The organism is Actinomycetospora sp. TBRC 11914, assembly GCF_012933465.1.
Classification (GTDB): Bacteria; Actinomycetota; Actinomycetes; order Mycobacteriales; family Pseudonocardiaceae; genus Actinomycetospora.
In genome coordinates this window covers 206,039-222,671 of record NZ_JABBND010000002.1, presented here as the reverse complement: position 1 = coordinate 222,671, position 16,633 = coordinate 206,039, and the positions used below count along the sequence as shown (strand labels likewise).

Sequence of the window (16,633 nt, the reverse complement as noted above, 5' to 3'; positions counted from 1 at the left end):
CGACAGGAGCGAACAGGTGATCCGGGGTGGGACGGACCGGTGGCGGGTGGGGAACGGTGGCCGCCCGTCGGTGATCAGGAGGACGCCGGACGGGGCGGCCCGGCCCCGACGAGGTGCGCCGCGTGCCCCGGGGTGGTGGGACCGGGGTGCGGGCCTGCGTCGCGACCCGGCCGCGGCTGATCACCAGCACATCCGGCACGTCCGCCGGCTCTCCGGGTGCGCGCCGTGCTCGTGATCAACGTGCTGCGCGGCTCACCCGAAGGTCTCGACGACGGCGTCGGCGACGACCTTCATCGTCGTGCGGCGGTCCATGGCGGTGCGCTGGATCCAGCGGAACGCGTCCGGCTCGGTCATCTTCTTCTTGCTCATCAGCAGGCCCTTGGCCCGCTCGACGGCCTTGCGGGTCTCGAGGCGCTCGGTCAGCCCGGCGACCTCGTCCTCGAGCGCGGTGATCTCCGAGAACCGGCTCGCGGCCACCTCGATGGCGGGGACGACGTCGGTCTTGCTGAAGGGCTTGACCAGGTAGGCCATGGCGCCCGCGTCGCGCGCGGAGTCGACGAGCTCGCGCTGGCTGAACGCGGTGAGCATGACGACGGGGGCGATGCGCTCCCGCGCGATGGTGGTCGCGGCCTCGAGCCCGTCGGTGCCGGGCATCTTGATGTCCATCATCACGAGGCCGGGCTTGAGCTCGCGGGCCAGCTCGACGGCCTGCGCGCCGTCGCCGGCCTCGCCGACGACCTCGTAGCCCTCCTCGCGGAGCATCTCCACGAGGTCCATCCGGATCAGGGCCTCGTCCTCGGCCACCAGCACCCGCAACGGCTCGCGGGGCGCCGGCTCCTCGGGCACCGCGACGGCCTGGTCGGCCGCCAGGGCGATCTCCTCGGCCTGCTGGCTCATGCCGGTCCTCCTGTGCGCGTCGCTGCGTCCGGCCGTACAGCCGGTGCCGACCGGGTCACGGCCCGGCACCCGCCGGTCCCCGCACCGGGCCGGTTCGATTCAGTCGTGACCCTACCGGGCTGACCTGCGGAACCGGCGGCGACGAGCGCCACGGTGTGCACGAGCTAACAGCCGGCCGGCTCAGTACTTCGGACCGACGAACTCGTCGAGCCGGGCGACGGCAGCACGGCGCGCGACGGAGACGACGTCCCACCGGGCCCGCCGATGGGCGATGTCGAGGCTGTCCAGTGCGGCCTCGCAGATCGCGAGGATGTCCTCGGACTTGTTGGAGAACAGGTAGCGGGCATATTCGTAGCGGACGACCCCCTTCTCGGTTCGTTTCTGCGTCCAGTTGAGGTTGCGGCACCCGTCGGAATGGAACAGCCCGCGGAGAAGCAGGCCGGGATTCTCACCGACGATGCTGCGTTGCCACGGTTCCAGCACGATCGATCGCGTGTGCTTGGTCCCCGGACCGTGCTGGGGGAACAGGCAGAGCCAGTGCCGCGAATGGCTCCGCAGGGCGTGGGAGCCGGACCGCGGCGCGCGCGACACGTTGCTCCGGGGCAGGACGGCCCGCATCGCGTGCTCGGACTCCGCCGAGATGCCGGGCCAGTCGTCGGAGCAGTAGATCGCCAGGACCTCGGTGGTCGCGCTCGGCTCCGTGATGTGCCCGTCCCCGAGGTACGTACCGAGGAGGTACGCGTACGCAGCCGCCGCGAGCGGTGCCCCGTGGCACCTCGGGCACGGCCGGCAACGGTCCGCGGCCGGCTCGAGGCGCCGGCCACCGCGACACCAGTACTGCACCGTGCTCTTCGGGACCCCCAGCCTGCGACCGATCTCCGTCGCGTGGAGCCCGGCAGCCGCGAGCTCCAGCGCGGTGTCGACGGTGGCCTCGGTGTGCACGAGCCGCAGTGTGCAACCGGCCACCGACATCCTTCCCGGAGTCGACCGACCGGTCACGCTCGTGGTTCGGCGGTTGGCTAGACTCGCCGTGTAGGTCGAGTCCAGAAGGACTAAGCCCCCGTAGTCCAATCGGCAGAGACAGCGGACTCAAAATCCGTACAGTGTGGGTTCGAATCCCACCGGGGGCACATTCTGGGAATCCCCCGCGACGATTTTCGACGTCACCGCTCGACCACATCCGGGAACCCGGCGTCGCGAGACGGCCCACGCGCACCCGCCCCTCGTTGCGGGCCCAGGACCTGGTTGCGAGGGTGTCGGGGTGACCGGCCAGCCCCGACCGACCCGGCCACCGATCGGTCGTCCGGTCGCCCGGCCTGCGTCGGAGGCCGACCTCCCGGCGATCGAGGCGCACATGCGCAGGATGCTCGCCGGGGAGCTCGGCGGGTACGACCCCGCGCTCCACGCCGACGTGGACGATCTCCGGGGGTACTACCTCGAGACGCCGGGGCGAGCGCTGCTCGTCTGTGCCGATCACGATCCGGACGCCGGCACGGTGGTGCTCGGCACGGCGACCGTGCGGCCGGGAGGCCCGGCGGCCGAGTGGGTGCCGCGATGGTTGTGGCAGCGCTACGAGGAGGCGCCGACAGGACAGATCGGCCGGGTCTGGGTCGATCCGCACCACCGCCGACGGGGGGTGGGCCGTGCCCTGGCCCTCGCCGGAGTCCGCTGGGCGACCGAGTACGGCTACTCCCCCGTCTGCCTCCACACGAACGCCTCGATCCCCGGAGCGCTCGCGTTCTGGCGCGCTTTCCCGGGCGCGGCCGAGATCTTCGACGGCCGCCCGACGGATCCGTGGTCGACGGTCCACTTCGAGATCGATCCGCGGGTGGCCCTCGCCGAGCCGACGGTTCGCTGACTTCTGCGCCGCCGTCCGGGCCGCGTAACGCGTCCGCACGGACCGCCGATGACGGCGGAGGTACTGCCCGCCTGCGAGCCGAGGGACCTCGTGTGGACCGATCCAATGTCTCCCGGCTCTACGCCGTCATCATCGGTACGGTCACGGCGCTCCTGCTCCTCGCCCTGGTCGGGCCGGCCACGTTCCTCACGGCGGACCAGTACCAGGGCTACGGAAGTGCGGTCCAGGCCTTCGGCGTGGTGCTGGCTCTCCTCGCCGCCGTCGCCGCCGTGCGCTCCGACACCCGCGACCGCCGGGTGGATCGGACGATCGGACTCCACCGGGAGCTGATCGACGGGCCCGTCCACGAAGCGCGGATCCGGTTGTGGACGCACCTCAAGCCGACCGTGGGCCGACCCGAGTGTGCGCGCTCCCGTTTCCGCGATCTGCGCACCGGCGACCTCGCCTCCTATTCCGGGGACGAGGGGCACACGCCCATCGAGGACGTCAACACCATCTTCCGGCTCTTCGAACGGGTCGAGGCGATGCGGACGGCCGGCGTCACGGACGAGCGTCTGCTCTTCCAGTTGCTCGGGAGGCATGCGCTCTGGTGGAGGTCCGCCATCATCCCGAGCGAGAACGAAGCGCTGGACCCGCCGCTCTCGTCGTTCGTCGACTGGGTCGTGGGATCTCCCCGGCACGCGTCCGTGGTCGAGATGTGGCGCGCGCACCAGGACCTGGAATTCGGCCCGCCGTACGAGCCGGCCTCCACGTGACCGGGGGATCTCGTCCGGCGCGCCCTACGAGGGGCTGACCAGGAGGGTCTCCAGGGCGGCGCGGCGCTCCCCCTCGATCGGCACCGTCTCCTCGCTCGCGCGGTCGACGAACGCCTGGGTGAAAGTGCCCTCGAAGAACAGCTCGCCGTCGCCGCGGCGCATCCCGAGCTCGAAGCGCACGCTCGTGCGCCCGAGCTCGCCGACCCGCAGGCCCACCGACACGACGTCGGGGAACCCGGCCTGCGCCCGGTACTCGCAGTGCACCTGCTTCACCAGACCGACGGTGTCGCCGTGGTGCGGGTCGAGGCACCCGTGCTCGATCATCCAGCGGTTCACGACGCTGTCCATGATGTCGTGGTGCACCACGTTGTTGAGGTGCCCGTAGATGTCGTCGTCGTTCCAGCGGGTCGTGACGTCCTGCCAGTGCACGTAGTCGTCGTCGCTCACGCCGGCGGTGTTCGGCGATCGCGCCGGGCCGGCAAACCCACGGACGACGGCTCGAGGCCGCGGACCGGGTCGGACGCCACCACTCGCTCGGTCGGCGTCCGACCCCCGTCACCTCGTCCGGCGGGCCGGCGGTGTCACCCGACCGCGATCGGGTCGGCCGGGATCAGCGTCGCCACCGAGACGTGCGGCCATGTCAGGCCGTTGAAGTTCAGGTGCACGAGCTGCGTGTACTGGACCTGGACGTAGGAGACGTCGAGGACGGTGCCGTCCGCGATGGCCGCCGTCGCGGTCACCGTGAAGCTGGGGACCAGGCCGTCGGCGGCGCTGTCGGTGCCCGCCACGGTGACCGACTCGCCGGGCTGCAGGGCGGGCACGGTGATGTGGTCGGCCACCGTCTCCACCCAGAAGATCGAGCTCATCCGCGCGGCGTCGGCGTTGGGTCCGGACTGGGCGCCCTCCAGGAACGCGATGTTGTCCGTGCCCCCGCCCACCAGCGCGGCGTCGGCGGGGGTGCCGAGCAGGGGGGTGTTCGCGTCCGAGTTCAGGACGATCACGGTGGTGCCGGTGATGTCCTGGGCCGCGATGCGGTCGCGGAGGATGCTGCTCGGATCGTCCAGGATCGCCTTGGTGATCGAGCCGTTCGCCACGAACGGCGCCAGGTCCTGCGGGATGCGGAACGTCGCGTTGTTGCTGGGGTCCTGGCTCGGGAACGGGATCCTCTGCGTGGGCTGGCCGATCGGGAACGGGGTGATGTCGACCGGGTCGATCCTCGGGGCCGGCGCGGTGAAGGACGGTCCCTGGGCCTCGATCGTGGTGCCGTGCGGGATCGACCCCATCCGCACCACCGTCGGACCTTCGGCCGGGTCGTCGGTCGCCGGGACGTTCAGGAAGACCCCGGGCTCGAAGTGGATGCCGACGGTCCGGCCCGGGATGGTGACGTCGTTGATCTTCTGGACATAGGGCAGGCCGTTGAGGGCGATGTCGCCCTGGACGAACCCGCGGTTGGGGACCGACCCGAGCGGTGAGGAGAACTCCAGGGTCTCCTCGGTGATGTTGAGCTCCAGGATGTTGTCGTCGGGGTTGGCGTTGCGGTCGGGCGGGACCGGCAACGGCGTCGGGGTCTTCGCGAAGTTCTGCGGCCGGAAGATGGTGTTGAAGCCCCGGCCCCGGAACGTGGTGCCGGCGAGCTCGGTGAGGGGACCGAGCGGCGGCAGGGGCTGGGGCGTGGCGAGCGCGCCGACGGCGCCCGGTGCCGGCTGCGGCGGCACCTGCCCCCAGGTGAAGTCGCTCGTCAGGTCGGCGGTACGGGTGCCGGGGACGGCGTTCGTCATGGTTGCTCCCAGAGTGGTGGTCGTGCGGACGGTGCGGTGGAACAGGAGAGGGACCGGCCCCGCGGCGGGGCGGTGTCCGGGCGCGCGGGCGGCACGCGGCCGGGGCCTCACCCGGCCGCCGCCACCTCCACGACGAGGGACGTGGTCGTCGACGGCCCCGCCAGCCCCCGGGAGCGGATGACCTCGACGACGGCGGTGCCGGGCCCGCGGGCGACGAGCAGCGCCCGGCCCGGGACGCCCTGGGCGCCGGTGAGCCGGCCGTCGTGGTCGAGCGCCCCCGGGAGGAACGGCCCGAGGACCTCGACGACACCGCCGTCCGGCACGAGCACGCCCGTCGCGGCGAGGCCGATCACGTCGCCGACCGTGGCGCTCACCGCGGCGGGCAGCTCGGCGGACGCGGGGAGGTCGACGAGCAGCGGCACCCGGTCAGCCTGCCGTCAGGAGGACATCGGGACGAGCACGTCCTCCGTCGTCGGCCACAGCTCGTCGGCCGGCGCCGCCGCCCGGGGCGTCGGCAGCGTCGACAGGACCGCCACCGAGCCCGGGGCGGGCGTCGGCGGGTAGACCATCTCGACGAAGGAGAAGTCGGTCTCGTCGATGTCGAGGCCGCCGAGGATCGGACGCCCGTCGAGGGTGATGGATCCCGGCAGCTGGTAACACATGATCGAGTTCTCGTCGGACCGCGTCGCGATGAGGTCGGCGTCGTCGAGCGGTGTGAGGACCTGGGCGTCGACCATGGCCCGGCTCCAGCCCTGGGTGCGCGCGAAGAACAGGTAGGCCTTCTCCCGGTCGATGCGCGCGATCAGTTCCCGCCGCATGTGCTCGTGCGGGAATCCGAGGGTGTGCCCGGCCTCGTGGCGGACAACCCGCTTGTACTCGCTCTCCGGGGTCGCCATCGTGAACCCTTCGAGGTTGAGCGTGGGCCGTCCGGCCGGGACGTGGAGGATGTCGGTCCCGAGGAACGACCAGAATCCGTCGCCTTCCCGGGAGATGCGCACCTCGCCGTCGACGGCGGTCTCGGCGAAACGGATGCATCCGCGGGTCGCCCACGCGTTCATGTGCTCGAGGATGCGGGCCCGCAGATCCGCGTCCGCCGCCTCGAGGAAGCTGACGGTCAGGGTGCGCGGCACCGGCCTCCAGTACTTCGAGGTCATGACCGCGATCCGCAGCGGCTCGACGGCGTCGGTCGAGGCGCCGACGGCGGACGCCGAGCCGCTCACGACCGGGCTGTTCATGGGGTTGACCCGGGCCGCCGTCTGCGCCGCCGCGACCAGCAGCCGGTCCGGGAGCGCCCGCGGCGTGCACGTCAGGGGCTCCTCGGGACGGTGACCGTTCCCCGTCGCGCCCCGACCACCGTCCAGCTTCTCCGCGGCGGACCTCGCCAGATCGGCGACGGCGAGCAATGTGGATCTCAGGTCGTCCTCGTCGGCCATGTTCGGTTCCCCCTGGAGCGTCGACCGAATCGGTGCGATCTCCACCGTGGCCGCTCCACCCGCCGGACACAATGAGCCTTCCGAGCAATGGTGCGCAGATCGCGTACGTAGTTCTACGTACATCTCGGGGGCAGAACCCACGACGACCCGAATGGCCTCTGACTCCGCGTCGGGATCACGCTGAGGATTCGTTTCGCGAAGCACACCCGGCCCCCAGCGCGAGGAGACGGCCATGGAGATCGACCACGCCGAGATCGTGTTCCGGGCGGACGGCGCCGTCGAGACCGCGCCTCCCGAGATCGTCCCGGCGGGCACGAGCGACGTCGTCGTCATGGCCCACGGCTGGAACAACGATGCGGCCGCGGCCCGCTCGCTCTTCGAGGCGTGGCGCGCGCGCCTCGCCGACGCGCTGGACGCGGTCCCTGCCCCGACCGTCCGGCGGGTCGCGACCCTGGGGGTCATCTGGCCGTCCCAGCAGTTCGCGCTGCCCGCGACGACGACGCCGCAGCAGCTGCAGGAGCACCTGGGCGCCGTCGCCGCCACGGCGGCACCCGCCGACCGCGACGCGCTGGCGGCAGCGGGGGCCCAGGTGCCGGCCCTGGACACCGCCGACGGGCGGGACGCCTTCGCCTCCCGCCTCGTCGACGTCATCGGCGCGCGCACGGGCCTCGACGAGCCGGCCGTGCCGCTGCTGGCCGAGGGGTCGACGTTGCGGACCGCGGCGGGGGTCCGGCCCACGGACCTCGATCCACCCCCGGAGGGCGTGCCGCACGGTGCCGTCGCGACGGTGCCCGAGGCGGCGGCGGCCGGGCTCTTCGGCGCCGACTCGCTGCTCGGGGGCGCGGTGCAGCTCGCGAACCTCGCCACGTTCTACGTCATGAAGGACCGGGCAGGGGTGGTGGGCGAGCAGGGCGTGGGGCCGTTCCTGGCCGAGCGACTCCCCGCCGACGGTCCACGCCTGCACCTCGTGGGGCACAGCTTCGGCGCCCGGCTCGTCACCGCGGCCGCGCTGTCCGCACCGGGTCACCGGTCCTCCGCGGTCACCCACTCCCTCTCCCTCCTCCAGGCGGCGTTCTCCCACTACGCCTTCGCCGAGAAGTGGGGCGACCCGGGACAGGCGGGCAGCTTCCGGGGCCTGCTGACCCAGGGGGGCCTGGTCGGGCCGATGCTGGTCAGCCACACCCGCAACGACGAGGCGGTGGGCCTCGCCTACGCGCTCGCATCGCGGTTCCGCGACCAGATCGGGTCGGCGCTCGGCGGCCCGGGCGACCCCTACGGCGGGCTGGGCAGCAACGGCGCGCAGCTCACCCCCGAGGTGACACCCGACGAGCCGCGGCTGCGCCCCGTCGGCGAGCCGTACCACCTCGTCCCCCGGCGGGTGCACAACCTCCTCGCCGACGCCTTCGTCCACGACCACGGCGACGTCCGCGGGCCGGAGATCGGTCACGCCCTCGCCGCCGCGATCGCCTGCGGCGCCACGCTCTGATCGAATCCGCGGTGACCGGAGGGGACTGAGCTCCCGGTCGGTCAGCGCAGGAGCCCGCGGACCGCCTCGGCGTCCGGGCACCGCAACGCCGCCGCGGCGAGCTCCCGCGCGGATGCCAGGTCGACGTCCCGGACCGCCTGCTTGACGGCGGCCACGGCGGTGGGAGCGACGCTGAGCTCGCGGACCCCGAGGCCGACCAGCAGCGCCGCGGCCTGCTCGTCGCCGGCCAGCTCCCCGCACACCGCGACCAGCACGTCGTCGCCGGATCGGGCGCCGTCGGCGGTGGCGGCGACCAGCGCGAGGACCCCGGGGTCGAGGGCGTCGCCGAGCGCGGCGACGGCGTCGTTCCCGCGCTCGGCGGCCAGCGCGTACTGGGTGAGGTCGTTGGTGCCGATCGAGAGGAAGTCCACCAGCGGCGCGAAGGCCGCCGCCTTGAGCGCGGTCGCCGGGATCTCGACCATGATCCCGACCCGCAGGTCGGGGGGCCGCCCCCGACCGACGGCCCCGACGGCGTCGTCGAGCGCGCGGCGGGCGGCGACGAGCTCGTCGACGGTCGCGACCATCGGGAACATGACGTCGACCGGGTGGTCGTGGGCGACCCGCACGATCGCCTCGAGCTGGTCGGCGAGCAGCCGCGGGCGGGCGAGGGCGAGCCGGATGCCGCGCACCCCCAGGAACGGGTTGGGCTCCGGGGGCAGCGGCAGGTAGTCCAGCGGCTTGTCGCCGCCGACGTCGAGGGTGCGCAGGGTGACCCGCCCGCCCATGGCCTCGGCGATCGCGCGGTAGGCCGTCTCCTGCTCGTCGACGTCCGGGGCGCGGTGCCGGTCGAGGAAGCAGAACTCGGTGCGGACCAGACCCGCCAGGTCGGCCCCGACCGCGGCCCGCGCGTCGCCGGGCCCGCCGACGTTCGCGCCGACGAGCACCCGGGTCCCGTCGCGGGTGACGGCGGGCTCGTGGGCGCGTCGCCGCGCGGCCTCCCGCCGCCGCTCCAGGGCTCCTGCCCGGTCCCGGAAGGCCGCCAGGGTCGCCGGGTCGGGGTCGACGACGACCTCGCCGGTCGTCCCGTCGACGGCGACGACGGCGGCCTGCCGGGCCCGGGTGATCAGGGCGGCACCGGCCCCGACCACCGCGGGGACACCGCGTGCCCGCAGCAGGATCGCGGCGTGGGCGGTGGGGCTGCTGCCCGCGAGGACCACCGCGGGTGTGCGGGCCGGGTCGAGGGCCGCGGCGTCGGCGGGGGTGAGGTCGTCGGCGACGAGGATCCCCTCGCCGCCCGCCCCGGGGTGCTCGACGCCGCCGAGGGCGCGCAGCACCCGGTCGCGGACGTCCCGCACGTCGCGGGCACGGGCCCGCAGGTACTCGTCCGCGGCGCCCGCGAACCGGGCCTCGACCTCGTCGAGGACGTCGGCCCAGGCCCGGGCGGCGTCGGCGCCCGCGTCGGTGCGTGCAGTCGCGTCGGTGAGCACGTCCGGGTCGTCGAGCAGCAGCAGCTGGGCGTCGAAGACGGCGGCCTCGGCCTCGCCGATCTCGCGGGCCGCCCGGTCGCGCACGGCCCGCAGGTCGTCGCGCACCGCGGCCCGGGCGCCGTCCAGGCGAGCACGCTGCTCGGCCGGCGTGCCGGGCCGGGCCGGGGGCACGTCCACCGGCACGGCGCGCACGGCGCGGACCGGCCCGACCCCGATGCCCGGCGAGGCCGGGAGCGGGCCGCCCGCGGGGGCGGCCGCGGGCGGCGACGGCGCGGCGGCGGCGGTGGCCTCGGGGGCCTCGCCGAAGTCGTCGTCGGCGACGGCGAGCAGGCGGCGGACGGCCTCGCCCGCCTCGGCGCCGCGGGCCCGGACGGCGACCTCGTGGCCCTCGAGGGCGCCGAGGGTCGCGACCTTCGACATGCTCGCGGCGGACACCTCGGGGCCGTCGAGGGTCAGGTTGCGCAGCCGGACGTCGGCGTCGAGGCCCCGCAGCGCCCCGACGAGCCGGGCCGCCGGCCGGGCGTGCACCCCGTGCGCGGTGCGGACCGTGAACACCCCCCGCTCCTCGTCGCCGGTCGCCGCCTCGGGTGCGGGCCCGGGCCCGGTGCCGGGCGGGGCCAGGTGCGTCGTCTTGGCCTCCAGCGCGTCGGCCGCCTCGGCGGCCACCTCCGCGGCCGGGGCGCCCCCGGCGGCGCTCACCGCGGCGACGACCAGCCCTTCGACCAGCGGGGCGGGGCAGAGCACGACCCGCTCGGCGGCGGCGTCGTCGAGCAGCTCGAGGGCGAGCTCGGCCGAGAGGACGGCGCTGCCCAGGTCCATCAGGACCACGACCCCGTCGCCCTGCTCGGCGCGGGCGAGCGCGTCGGCGATGGCGACCGCGTCGGTGCCGAAGCCGCCGTCGTCGAGGCCGGCGGCGACCTCGACGGGACCGCCGTCCCGGACCATCTCCCCCGCCAGGCCCACGGCCGCGTCGGCGAGGGCCCGGCTGTGGGAGACGACGACGATCCCGACGGTCACGGTCCCGCGACGGCGGCGGCCGCCGCGCCGACGAGCAGGGCGGCGGACGTCGCGCCCGGGTCCTGGTGGTCGGCGCTGCGCTCGCCGAGGTAGCTCGCGCGGCCCTTGCGCGCGACCAGCGGGGTCGTGGCGTCGCGGCCCTCGTCGGCCGCCGTCGACGCCTGCCGCAATGCGGCCGCCAGGGACTCGCCGGCGGCCAGGGCCGCGTCGAGCGCGTCGAGGGCGGGGGCCAGGGCGTCGAGCATCGTCTTGTCGCCGGGCTCGGCCTTCCCGCGGGCGACCACGCCCTCGACCCCGGCGCGCAGGGCCTTCGCGAACGTCTCGGGCTCGAGCGCACCGGCCCCGCCCGTCGCCGGCGCCATCCGCAGGAAGAAGGTGCCGTACAGCGGACCGCTCGCCCCGCCGACGGATCGGACGAGCACCATGCCGGTCTGCTTGAACAGCGCTGCGGGGTCGGCCGGGGGCGTGGCGTCCAGGGCCTCGACGACCGCGGTCATGCCGCGGTGCATGTTCGCCCCGTGGTCGGCGTCCCCGATCGCGGCGTCCAGCGCGGTCAGGGTGTCCTTCTGCTCGGCCACGGAAGCGGCGAAGAGCCGCAGCCAGCGGTCGAGGACGGTGAGGTCGAGGACGTCGACATCCGCCATCACATGCCCCAGCGCAGGGCGGAGGTGGCGACCGGGGCGTCCCAGAGCCGCAGCAGCTCGTCGTCGAGCCGCGTGATGCTGACCGAGCACCCCGCCATGTCCAGGCTGGTGACGTAGGGCCCGACCAGGGTGCGGACCGGGACGACGCCCGCCTTGTCGAGGAGGGCGGCGACCTCGTTGTACATCAGGTACAGCTCGAGCGCGGGGGTCGCGCCCATGCCGTTGACGAACACGAGCACGCCCTCGCCGCCGGTGAAGTCGCGGTCGGCCAGGATCGGGTCGACGAGCATCCCGGCGATGTCGTGGGCGGAGGCCAGCGGGACCCGGCGCCGCCCCGGCTCGCCGTGGATGCCGATCCCGATCTCGATCTCGTCGTCGGGCAGGTCGAAGGTCGGGCTGCCCTTGGCCGGCACCGTGCAGGAGGTCAGCGCCATCCCCATGCTGCGGGAGGCGTCGTTGACCCGGCGGGCCAGGTCGGCCAGCTCGGACAGGCCGCGGCCCTGCTCGGCGGCGGCGCCGACGATCTTCTCGACGGCGATCGCGGCGCCGGTCCCCCGGCGCCCGGCGGTGAACAGGCTGTCCTCGACCGCGACGTCGTCGTTCATGACGACGGCCTCGACCGTCGTGTCGGTCTCCGCGGCGGCGAGCTCGGCGGCCATGTCGAAGTTCATGACGTCGCCGGTGTAGTTCCACACGAGGTGCAGGACGCCGGCGCCGCCGTCGATCTGCTTGGTGGCCTCCGCCATCTGGTCGGGCACGGGCGAGGTGAAGACCTCGCCGGCACAGACCGCGTCGAGCATCCCGGGGCCGATGAAGCCGGCGTGCGCGGGCTCGTGGCCGGAGCCGCCGCCCGAGAGCAGACCCACCTTGCCGCGCACGGGGGCGTCGGCGCGGTAGAGGATCCGCTGCTCGTGGTCGACGCGCAGCTCGGGGTGGGCGCGCTCCACCCCGCGCAACGATTCCGCGACGAGGTCGGCCGGGTCGTTGAGAAGCTTCTTCATGATCCGCTCCTGGGTCTTTCCGGGCGTGTGGGTCAGCCGTCGCCGATTGTCGCTCCGGCAGGTGGAGCGGGGTCAACGAATGTGCGCGCCACGGACACCGTCGACGGATCCTGCCCATTCCTCCGCCCGTCTGCGCGGACGCCGTGACGCCGAACGGCGGAGGCCCGGAAAGCCGCTCGGTCGCATGGGCGCCGTAAATCCCCTCGGCCTCGTCGTCGCAGGTCAGCAGTGCTCACAGATCGGCGAGGGCCACTAGGCCGAGCAGGTGCTCGAATGCGGCCTTCTGCCCTGATTGACGAGGCACCGGCAGCGCCCATCCAGGGAGAGGCGCACCGTGTGGTCCGCGCCGGGAAGAAGTACCGATCATGACCGACATCCGCGCCGGCACCGAGCCGGCGGATCCGCCGGGAACGGCGACGAAGAACGATCTCCAGGCGGCGCACTCGGCCACGTCGTGGCGCTGGCAATGGTTCACGCGGCTGGGACAGCACGAGGTCGCATATCTGCCCGGCCGGGAGGTGTGGTTCACCCGCTACCGGGCCGCCGACCCCGACGGCGGCCTGGGCGGGTGGAACGACCCCCAGCAGGCCGGCCTGCCGCGCCCGATCGACCGGTCGCACGCGGCCCGCATCGCCCAGCGCTACGCCGACTCCCGGCGGACGGCGCGGTGCACGCCCTCGAAGCGGCCTCCGGCCCGGTGAGGTGGCCTCCGGCCTCGTGAGGTGGCCTCCGGCCCCGTGAGCACAAAGTGTCGCTATAGCGGCACTTTCTGCTCACGAGGCCGCAGGCCACCGACACCTACAGGGCCGTCGACCACCGGCTGTGGGCCGACACGACCGCGACCGGGCAGGTGCTCAGCACCGGCAGGAAGTGCGCCGTCCACCCGGCCACCGGGTGCTCGCGGCTCGCGCGCCGCCGCAGCGGCGGGGTGACGAGCAGCCCGGCGTCGGTGTCGGCGGCGAGCAGGGCGTCCGCCAGGGGCGCGCTGATCGTCCGGTACCGGATCGTGAGGTCGGGGCGGCGCTCGCGGAGACGGCCCAGCGCCGCGGGTTCGCCCGCGGTGCCGGCCTCGGCCGGCCCGCCCAGGACGGTCAGCGCCGCGCCGCGCCGCGCCGCCACGTCGGCCGCGAAGGCCAGGGCCTTCTCGCCGTCCGGGCTGTCCTCGAGGGCCACGAGCACGGGCTCCTCCCCCGACGGGGCCCGGCGACGGGTCGCGGGCGGCACCAGCACCACGGGGCAGGAGCAGTGCCGGGTCGTCTCCGCCAGCACCGAGCCGAGCGAGAGCGGGATGGGGCCGCCGGGCCCGTTGGAGCCGAGCACCAGCAGGGCGGCGTCGGCGGCGTGCTCGACGAGCGCGGTGCCGACGCGCCCGGAGCGCGTGTGCATGGTGACGGTGAGCCCCGGGGAGGTCGCCAGGGCGATGTCCCGGGCGCGGGACAGCAGGGCCCGGGCGCGCCCGCGCGGCGCGGCGGGCCCGGCTCCGCCGACCGCGTCCGCCGGGTCGGCGGGGCCCGGCAGCACCTCCACCAGGTGCAGGGCCACGTCCCGACGGACGGCGGCCGCCGCCGCCCAGGCCACCGCGGCCCGGGCGCTGGCCGAGTCGTCCACCCCGACCACCACCCCGGTCGCCGTCGCGGTCTCCGTTGCGGTCTCCGTCGCCGTCCCGAGGACCTCGGCGGCGGTCTGTGCGTCGTGCTGGGTCACCTGTTCTCCTCCCGAATCTCCCGGCGCGGTCGCCCGTCCACCGGCGGCCCCCACGTGACCCCTCCGGCTGTGCGGCCGCCGTCAGGTCGTCGCGCGTCAGGCAGCAAGTCCTGCGTTGTGCAAGACTTGCGCATGTGAAGAGTAGACCGGACGGCGACGCCGCGTCGCGCGCCGTCGAGGCCCTGCTCGCCGCCACCCCAGTGCTGGTCGGCGTGGCCTCGCGAGCCCTGGAAGCCCTCGGCGCCGAGGTCTCCCTGACCCAGTTCCGCCTGCTGCGCGTCCTCGCCGAGCTGGGCGAGAGCCCCAGCGCGGTGGTGGCCGAGCGCCTCGGGTCCGCGGCGTCCTCGGTCACCCGCCTCGCCGACAGGCTCGAGGACTCCGGGCACCTGGTGCGCCGCCGCGAGCGCCCCAACCGGAGCGTGGTCCGTCTCGAGCTCACGCCGGCCGGGCACGACCTCGTCACCCGGGTCGAGGAGGGCCGCCGTCGGGAGCTCACCGCGCTGGTGGACCGCCTCGCCGCGGACGTCGTCCCCGACGTCGCCCGCGCGCTCGAGGCCCTCGGCGACGCCGCCGGGGCCGAGTACGGGCACGCCGGGCCGATCGAGCTGCAGGCGCTGTGACCGACGAGCAGGCGCCGGCCGATGAGCCCGGGTCCCCGAGGCGCCGCCCCGGCCGGCTGGGAGACTTCACCGTCACCCTGCGGGTCCTGCTGATCTGCGCGTGGGCCGTCCCGGTCGGGGTCGTCGGCGCGGGCGCCGCGTGGGTGCTGCTGCGCCTGATCGGCCTGATCACCCAGGTCGTCTTCTTCGGCCGGTTCTCCGCCGAGCTGGTCTCCCCCGGGGCCGCGCCCCATCCCTGGTGGCTGGTCCTCGGCGCGCCGGTGGCGGGCGGCCTCGTCGTCGGGGTCATGGCCCGCTACGGCTCGGAGAGGATCCGCGGCCACGGGATGCCCGAGGCCATCGAGGCGATCCTGACCCGGGGCAGCCGGGTCGAGCCGAAGGTGGCGGTGCTGAAGCCGGTGTCCGCCGCCGTCAGCATCGGGACCGGCGGGCCGTTCGGCGCCGAGGGCCCGATCATCATGACCGGCGGCGCACTCGGGTCGATCCTCGCCCAGCACCTGCGTCTGTCGGCCGACGAGCGCAAGGCGCTCATGGTCGCCGGGGCCGCCGCGGGCATGTCGGCGACCTTCAACGCGCCCCTGGCGTCGGTGCTGCTCGCCGTCGAGCTGCTGCTCTTCGAGTGGCGGCCCCGCAGCTTCCTGCCCGTCGCGACCGCGGTCGCCGTCGCCACCCTGGTCCGCGTCCCGCTGCTCGGGGGCGACCCGATCTTCCCCGTCGACACCGGCTCGTGGCACATCGGCGCCGGGGCCGAGGTGCTGTGCGTGCTCGCGGGCGCCGTCGGGGGCCTGCTCGCCATCGTGGTCACGGCGCTGGTCTATCTCTCGGAGGACGGCTTCACCCGGCTCGGGTCCTTCCGGTTCCGGGGACGACGGCTCGGTCTGCACTGGATGTGGTGGCCCGCCCTCGGCGGCGTGGTCATCGGCCTGGGCGGGCTGGTGGAGCCCCGGGCGCTCGGCGTCGGGTACGACGTCATCGACCAGCTGCTGACCGGTCGCGCCACCCTCGCGCTGATCGTCGGCATCCTCGTGGTCAAGAGCCTCGTCTGGGGGCTCTCGCTGGGCTCGGGCACCTCGGGCGGCGTCCTCGCCCCGGTGTTCATGATCGGTGCGGCCCTCGGGGGCCTCGAGGCGCACGTCCTGCCGGGCGTGGGCGCCGGGTTCTGGGCGCTCGTCGGGCTCGCCGCCGTGGTCGGCGGGGTGATGCGCTCCCCGCTGACCGGGGTGGTGTTCTCCCTCGAGCTCACCCACGCCTGGCCCGCGCTGCTGCCCCTGCTCATCGCGTCGAGCGCCGCCTACCTGGTGTCGGCGCTGCTGCTGCGGCGCTCGGTGCTCACCGAGAAGATCGCCCGACGCGGCCACCACCTCTCGCGGGAGTACGACGTCGACCCGCTCGAGGTGGTCTTCGTCGACGAGGTCATGCACGCCGGGCCGACCGTGCTCGCCCCGGGCGACGCCCTGCCGGTCCCCGCGGAGGTCCTCGCGTCGGTCGTCCCCCGCGCCGGGCGCGACCCGGTCTTCCCGGTCGCGGTGCCCTCGGCCGGCGCCGGCGGGCCGGACGACGCACCGAGCGGGATCGTCGTGCGCCAGCGCCTGTTCCCCGTCGTCGACGCCGTGGGCACGTTCCGCGGGATCGTGAGCCGCGACCAGCTCGTGCGGGCCGACGCCGGCACCGTCGCCGACCTGCTCACCCCGTCCCCCGTCACCGTCGGGCCCGACGACACGCTCCGGACCGTCCGGGAGCGGTTCGCCGCCTACGCCATCACGGCGGCCCCGGTGGTGACCGCGTGCCCGGACGGGCCGCCACGGCTGGTCGGGATCGTGACCGTGGAGCACCTGCTCGACGGGCGGCTCGCCGACCTCGCCGAGGAGCACCACCGCACCCGCATCCGCACGTCCGTCGGCGGGCGGGACGCGGCCGCGGAGGGCACCCCGGGACTCCTGACCGGCCGGCGCCTCATCCCGCGGGGGTGAGGCA

General features: G+C 74.7%; 16 protein-coding genes and 1 tRNA gene. 7 read left to right on the top strand and 10 right to left on the bottom strand.

The window, feature by feature from the left end:
- Positions 1–252 precede the first annotated feature (252 nt).
- Positions 253–897 (bottom strand): ANTAR domain-containing response regulator, encoded by a 645-nt coding sequence (locus HH311_RS07045; protein WP_169182914.1) that lies wholly within the window; start codon positions 895–897, stop codon positions 253–255.
- 180 nt (positions 898–1,077) lie between these two features.
- Positions 1,078–1,863, bottom strand: a complete 786-nt coding sequence (locus HH311_RS07040; RefSeq protein WP_211189767.1) for a hypothetical protein — start codon at positions 1,861–1,863, stop codon at positions 1,078–1,080.
- A gap of 90 nt (positions 1,864–1,953) precedes the next feature.
- Here HH311_RS07040 and HH311_RS07035 point away from each other — a divergent pair.
- The 3 genes from HH311_RS07035 to HH311_RS07025 all read left to right on the top strand — a co-directional run bounded on the left by HH311_RS07035 (position 1,954) and on the right by HH311_RS07025 (position 3,510).
- Positions 1,954–2,027: transfer RNA gene (locus tag HH311_RS07035), tRNA-Leu, on the top strand.
- 224 nt (positions 2,028–2,251) lie between these two features.
- Positions 2,252–2,755: an N-acetyltransferase gene (locus tag HH311_RS07030; protein WP_169182912.1), complete on the top strand. Its 504-nt coding sequence runs from the start codon at positions 2,252–2,254 to the stop codon at positions 2,753–2,755.
- Between the two features lie 92 nt (positions 2,756–2,847).
- The gene (locus tag HH311_RS07025) at positions 2,848–3,510 is read left to right on the top strand and encodes a hypothetical protein (protein ID WP_169182911.1); all 663 of its coding nucleotides are present in this window, start codon (positions 2,848–2,850) and stop codon (positions 3,508–3,510) included.
- A 24-nt stretch (positions 3,511–3,534) separates the two neighbouring features.
- On the opposite strand, the gene HH311_RS07020 is transcribed toward HH311_RS07025, so the two are convergent.
- The 4 genes from HH311_RS07020 to HH311_RS07005 all read right to left on the bottom strand — a co-directional run bounded on the left by HH311_RS07020 (position 3,535) and on the right by HH311_RS07005 (position 6,721).
- Positions 3,535–3,957 (bottom strand): thioesterase family protein, encoded by a 423-nt coding sequence (locus HH311_RS07020; RefSeq protein WP_169182910.1) that lies wholly within the window; start codon positions 3,955–3,957, stop codon positions 3,535–3,537.
- Positions 3,958–4,091: 134 nt separating this feature from the next.
- Positions 4,092–5,288, bottom strand: coding sequence for a heme-binding protein (locus HH311_RS07015; RefSeq protein WP_169182909.1), 1,197 nt, complete (start codon positions 5,286–5,288; stop codon positions 4,092–4,094).
- A 107-nt stretch (positions 5,289–5,395) separates the two neighbouring features.
- Positions 5,396–5,710: a hypothetical protein gene (locus HH311_RS07010; protein WP_169182908.1), complete on the bottom strand. Its 315-nt coding sequence runs from the start codon at positions 5,708–5,710 to the stop codon at positions 5,396–5,398.
- Positions 5,711–5,725: 15 nt separating this feature from the next.
- Complete coding sequence (locus HH311_RS07005; RefSeq protein WP_169182907.1) at positions 5,726–6,721, bottom strand: M12 family metallopeptidase; 996 nt, start codon at positions 6,719–6,721, stop codon at positions 5,726–5,728.
- Between the two features lie 232 nt (positions 6,722–6,953).
- On the opposite strand from HH311_RS07005, the gene HH311_RS07000 reads away from it, so the two are divergent.
- Positions 6,954–8,207, top strand: coding sequence for a hypothetical protein (locus HH311_RS07000; protein WP_169182906.1), 1,254 nt, complete (start codon positions 6,954–6,956; stop codon positions 8,205–8,207).
- 41 nt (positions 8,208–8,248) lie between these two features.
- On the opposite strand, the gene ptsP is transcribed toward HH311_RS07000, so the two are convergent.
- The 3 genes from ptsP to dhaK are packed head-to-tail and all read right to left on the bottom strand — an operon-like array spanning position 8,249 to position 12,335.
- A complete protein-coding gene (ptsP, locus tag HH311_RS06995; protein WP_169182905.1) occupies positions 8,249–10,690 on the bottom strand; it encodes a phosphoenolpyruvate--protein phosphotransferase in 2,442 nt (813 codons plus the stop codon).
- Positions 10,687–11,334, bottom strand: a complete 648-nt coding sequence (gene dhaL, locus HH311_RS06990) for a dihydroxyacetone kinase subunit DhaL (RefSeq protein ID WP_169182904.1) — start codon at positions 11,332–11,334, stop codon at positions 10,687–10,689. The genes ptsP and dhaL overlap by 4 nt, the downstream gene beginning before the upstream one ends.
- Positions 11,334–12,335, bottom strand: coding sequence for a dihydroxyacetone kinase subunit DhaK (gene dhaK, locus HH311_RS06985; RefSeq protein ID WP_169182903.1), 1,002 nt, complete (start codon positions 12,333–12,335; stop codon positions 11,334–11,336). The genes dhaL and dhaK overlap by 1 nt, the downstream gene beginning before the upstream one ends.
- A 365-nt stretch (positions 12,336–12,700) precedes the next feature.
- On the opposite strand from dhaK, the gene HH311_RS06980 reads away from it, so the two are divergent.
- Entirely contained in the window at positions 12,701–13,036 is a 336-nt protein-coding gene (locus tag HH311_RS06980; protein ID WP_169182902.1) for a hypothetical protein, read from the top strand.
- Between the two features lie 97 nt (positions 13,037–13,133).
- Here the strand turns inward: HH311_RS06980 and HH311_RS06975 are convergent, their stop codons facing one another.
- Positions 13,134–14,039 (bottom strand): universal stress protein, encoded by a 906-nt coding sequence (locus HH311_RS06975; protein WP_169182901.1) that lies wholly within the window; start codon positions 14,037–14,039, stop codon positions 13,134–13,136.
- A gap of 134 nt (positions 14,040–14,173) precedes the next feature.
- On the opposite strand from HH311_RS06975, the gene HH311_RS06970 reads away from it, so the two are divergent.
- Together HH311_RS06970 and HH311_RS06965 are read left to right on the top strand one after the other, a co-directional pair.
- Complete coding sequence (locus HH311_RS06970; RefSeq protein WP_169182900.1) at positions 14,174–14,659, top strand: MarR family winged helix-turn-helix transcriptional regulator; 486 nt, start codon at positions 14,174–14,176, stop codon at positions 14,657–14,659.
- Positions 14,656–16,629 carry a chloride channel protein gene (locus HH311_RS06965; protein ID WP_169182899.1) on the top strand — a complete coding sequence of 658 codons (1,974 nt, stop codon included), beginning with the start codon at positions 14,656–14,658 and terminating at the stop codon, positions 16,627–16,629. Before HH311_RS06970 ends, HH311_RS06965 begins: the two co-directional genes overlap by 4 nt.
- Positions 16,630–16,633 lie beyond the last annotated feature (4 nt).

Bases quoted from the DNA above. Each gene is read 5' to 3' on its own strand.
- HH311_RS07030 (WP_169182912.1), top strand. From the start codon at position 2,252: ATGCGCAGGATGCTCGCCGGGGAGCTCGGCGGGTACGACCCCGCGCTC.
- HH311_RS07000 (WP_169182906.1), top strand. From the start codon at position 6,954: ATGGAGATCGACCACGCCGAGATCGTGTTCCGGGCGGACGGCGCCGTC.
- dhaL (WP_169182904.1), bottom strand. From the start codon at position 11,334: ATGGCGGATGTCGACGTCCTCGACCTCACCGTCCTCGACCGCTGGCTG.
- HH311_RS07045 (WP_169182914.1), bottom strand. From the start codon at position 897: ATGAGCCAGCAGGCCGAGGAGATCGCCCTGGCGGCCGACCAGGCCGTC.
- HH311_RS07015 (WP_169182909.1), bottom strand. From the start codon at position 5,288: ATGACGAACGCCGTCCCCGGCACCCGTACCGCCGACCTGACGAGCGAC.
- HH311_RS07005 (WP_169182907.1), bottom strand. From the start codon at position 6,721: ATGGCCGACGAGGACGACCTGAGATCCACATTGCTCGCCGTCGCCGAT.
- dhaK (WP_169182903.1), bottom strand. From the start codon at position 12,335: ATGAAGAAGCTTCTCAACGACCCGGCCGACCTCGTCGCGGAATCGTTG.
- HH311_RS06980 (WP_169182902.1), top strand. From the start codon at position 12,701: ATGACCGACATCCGCGCCGGCACCGAGCCGGCGGATCCGCCGGGAACG.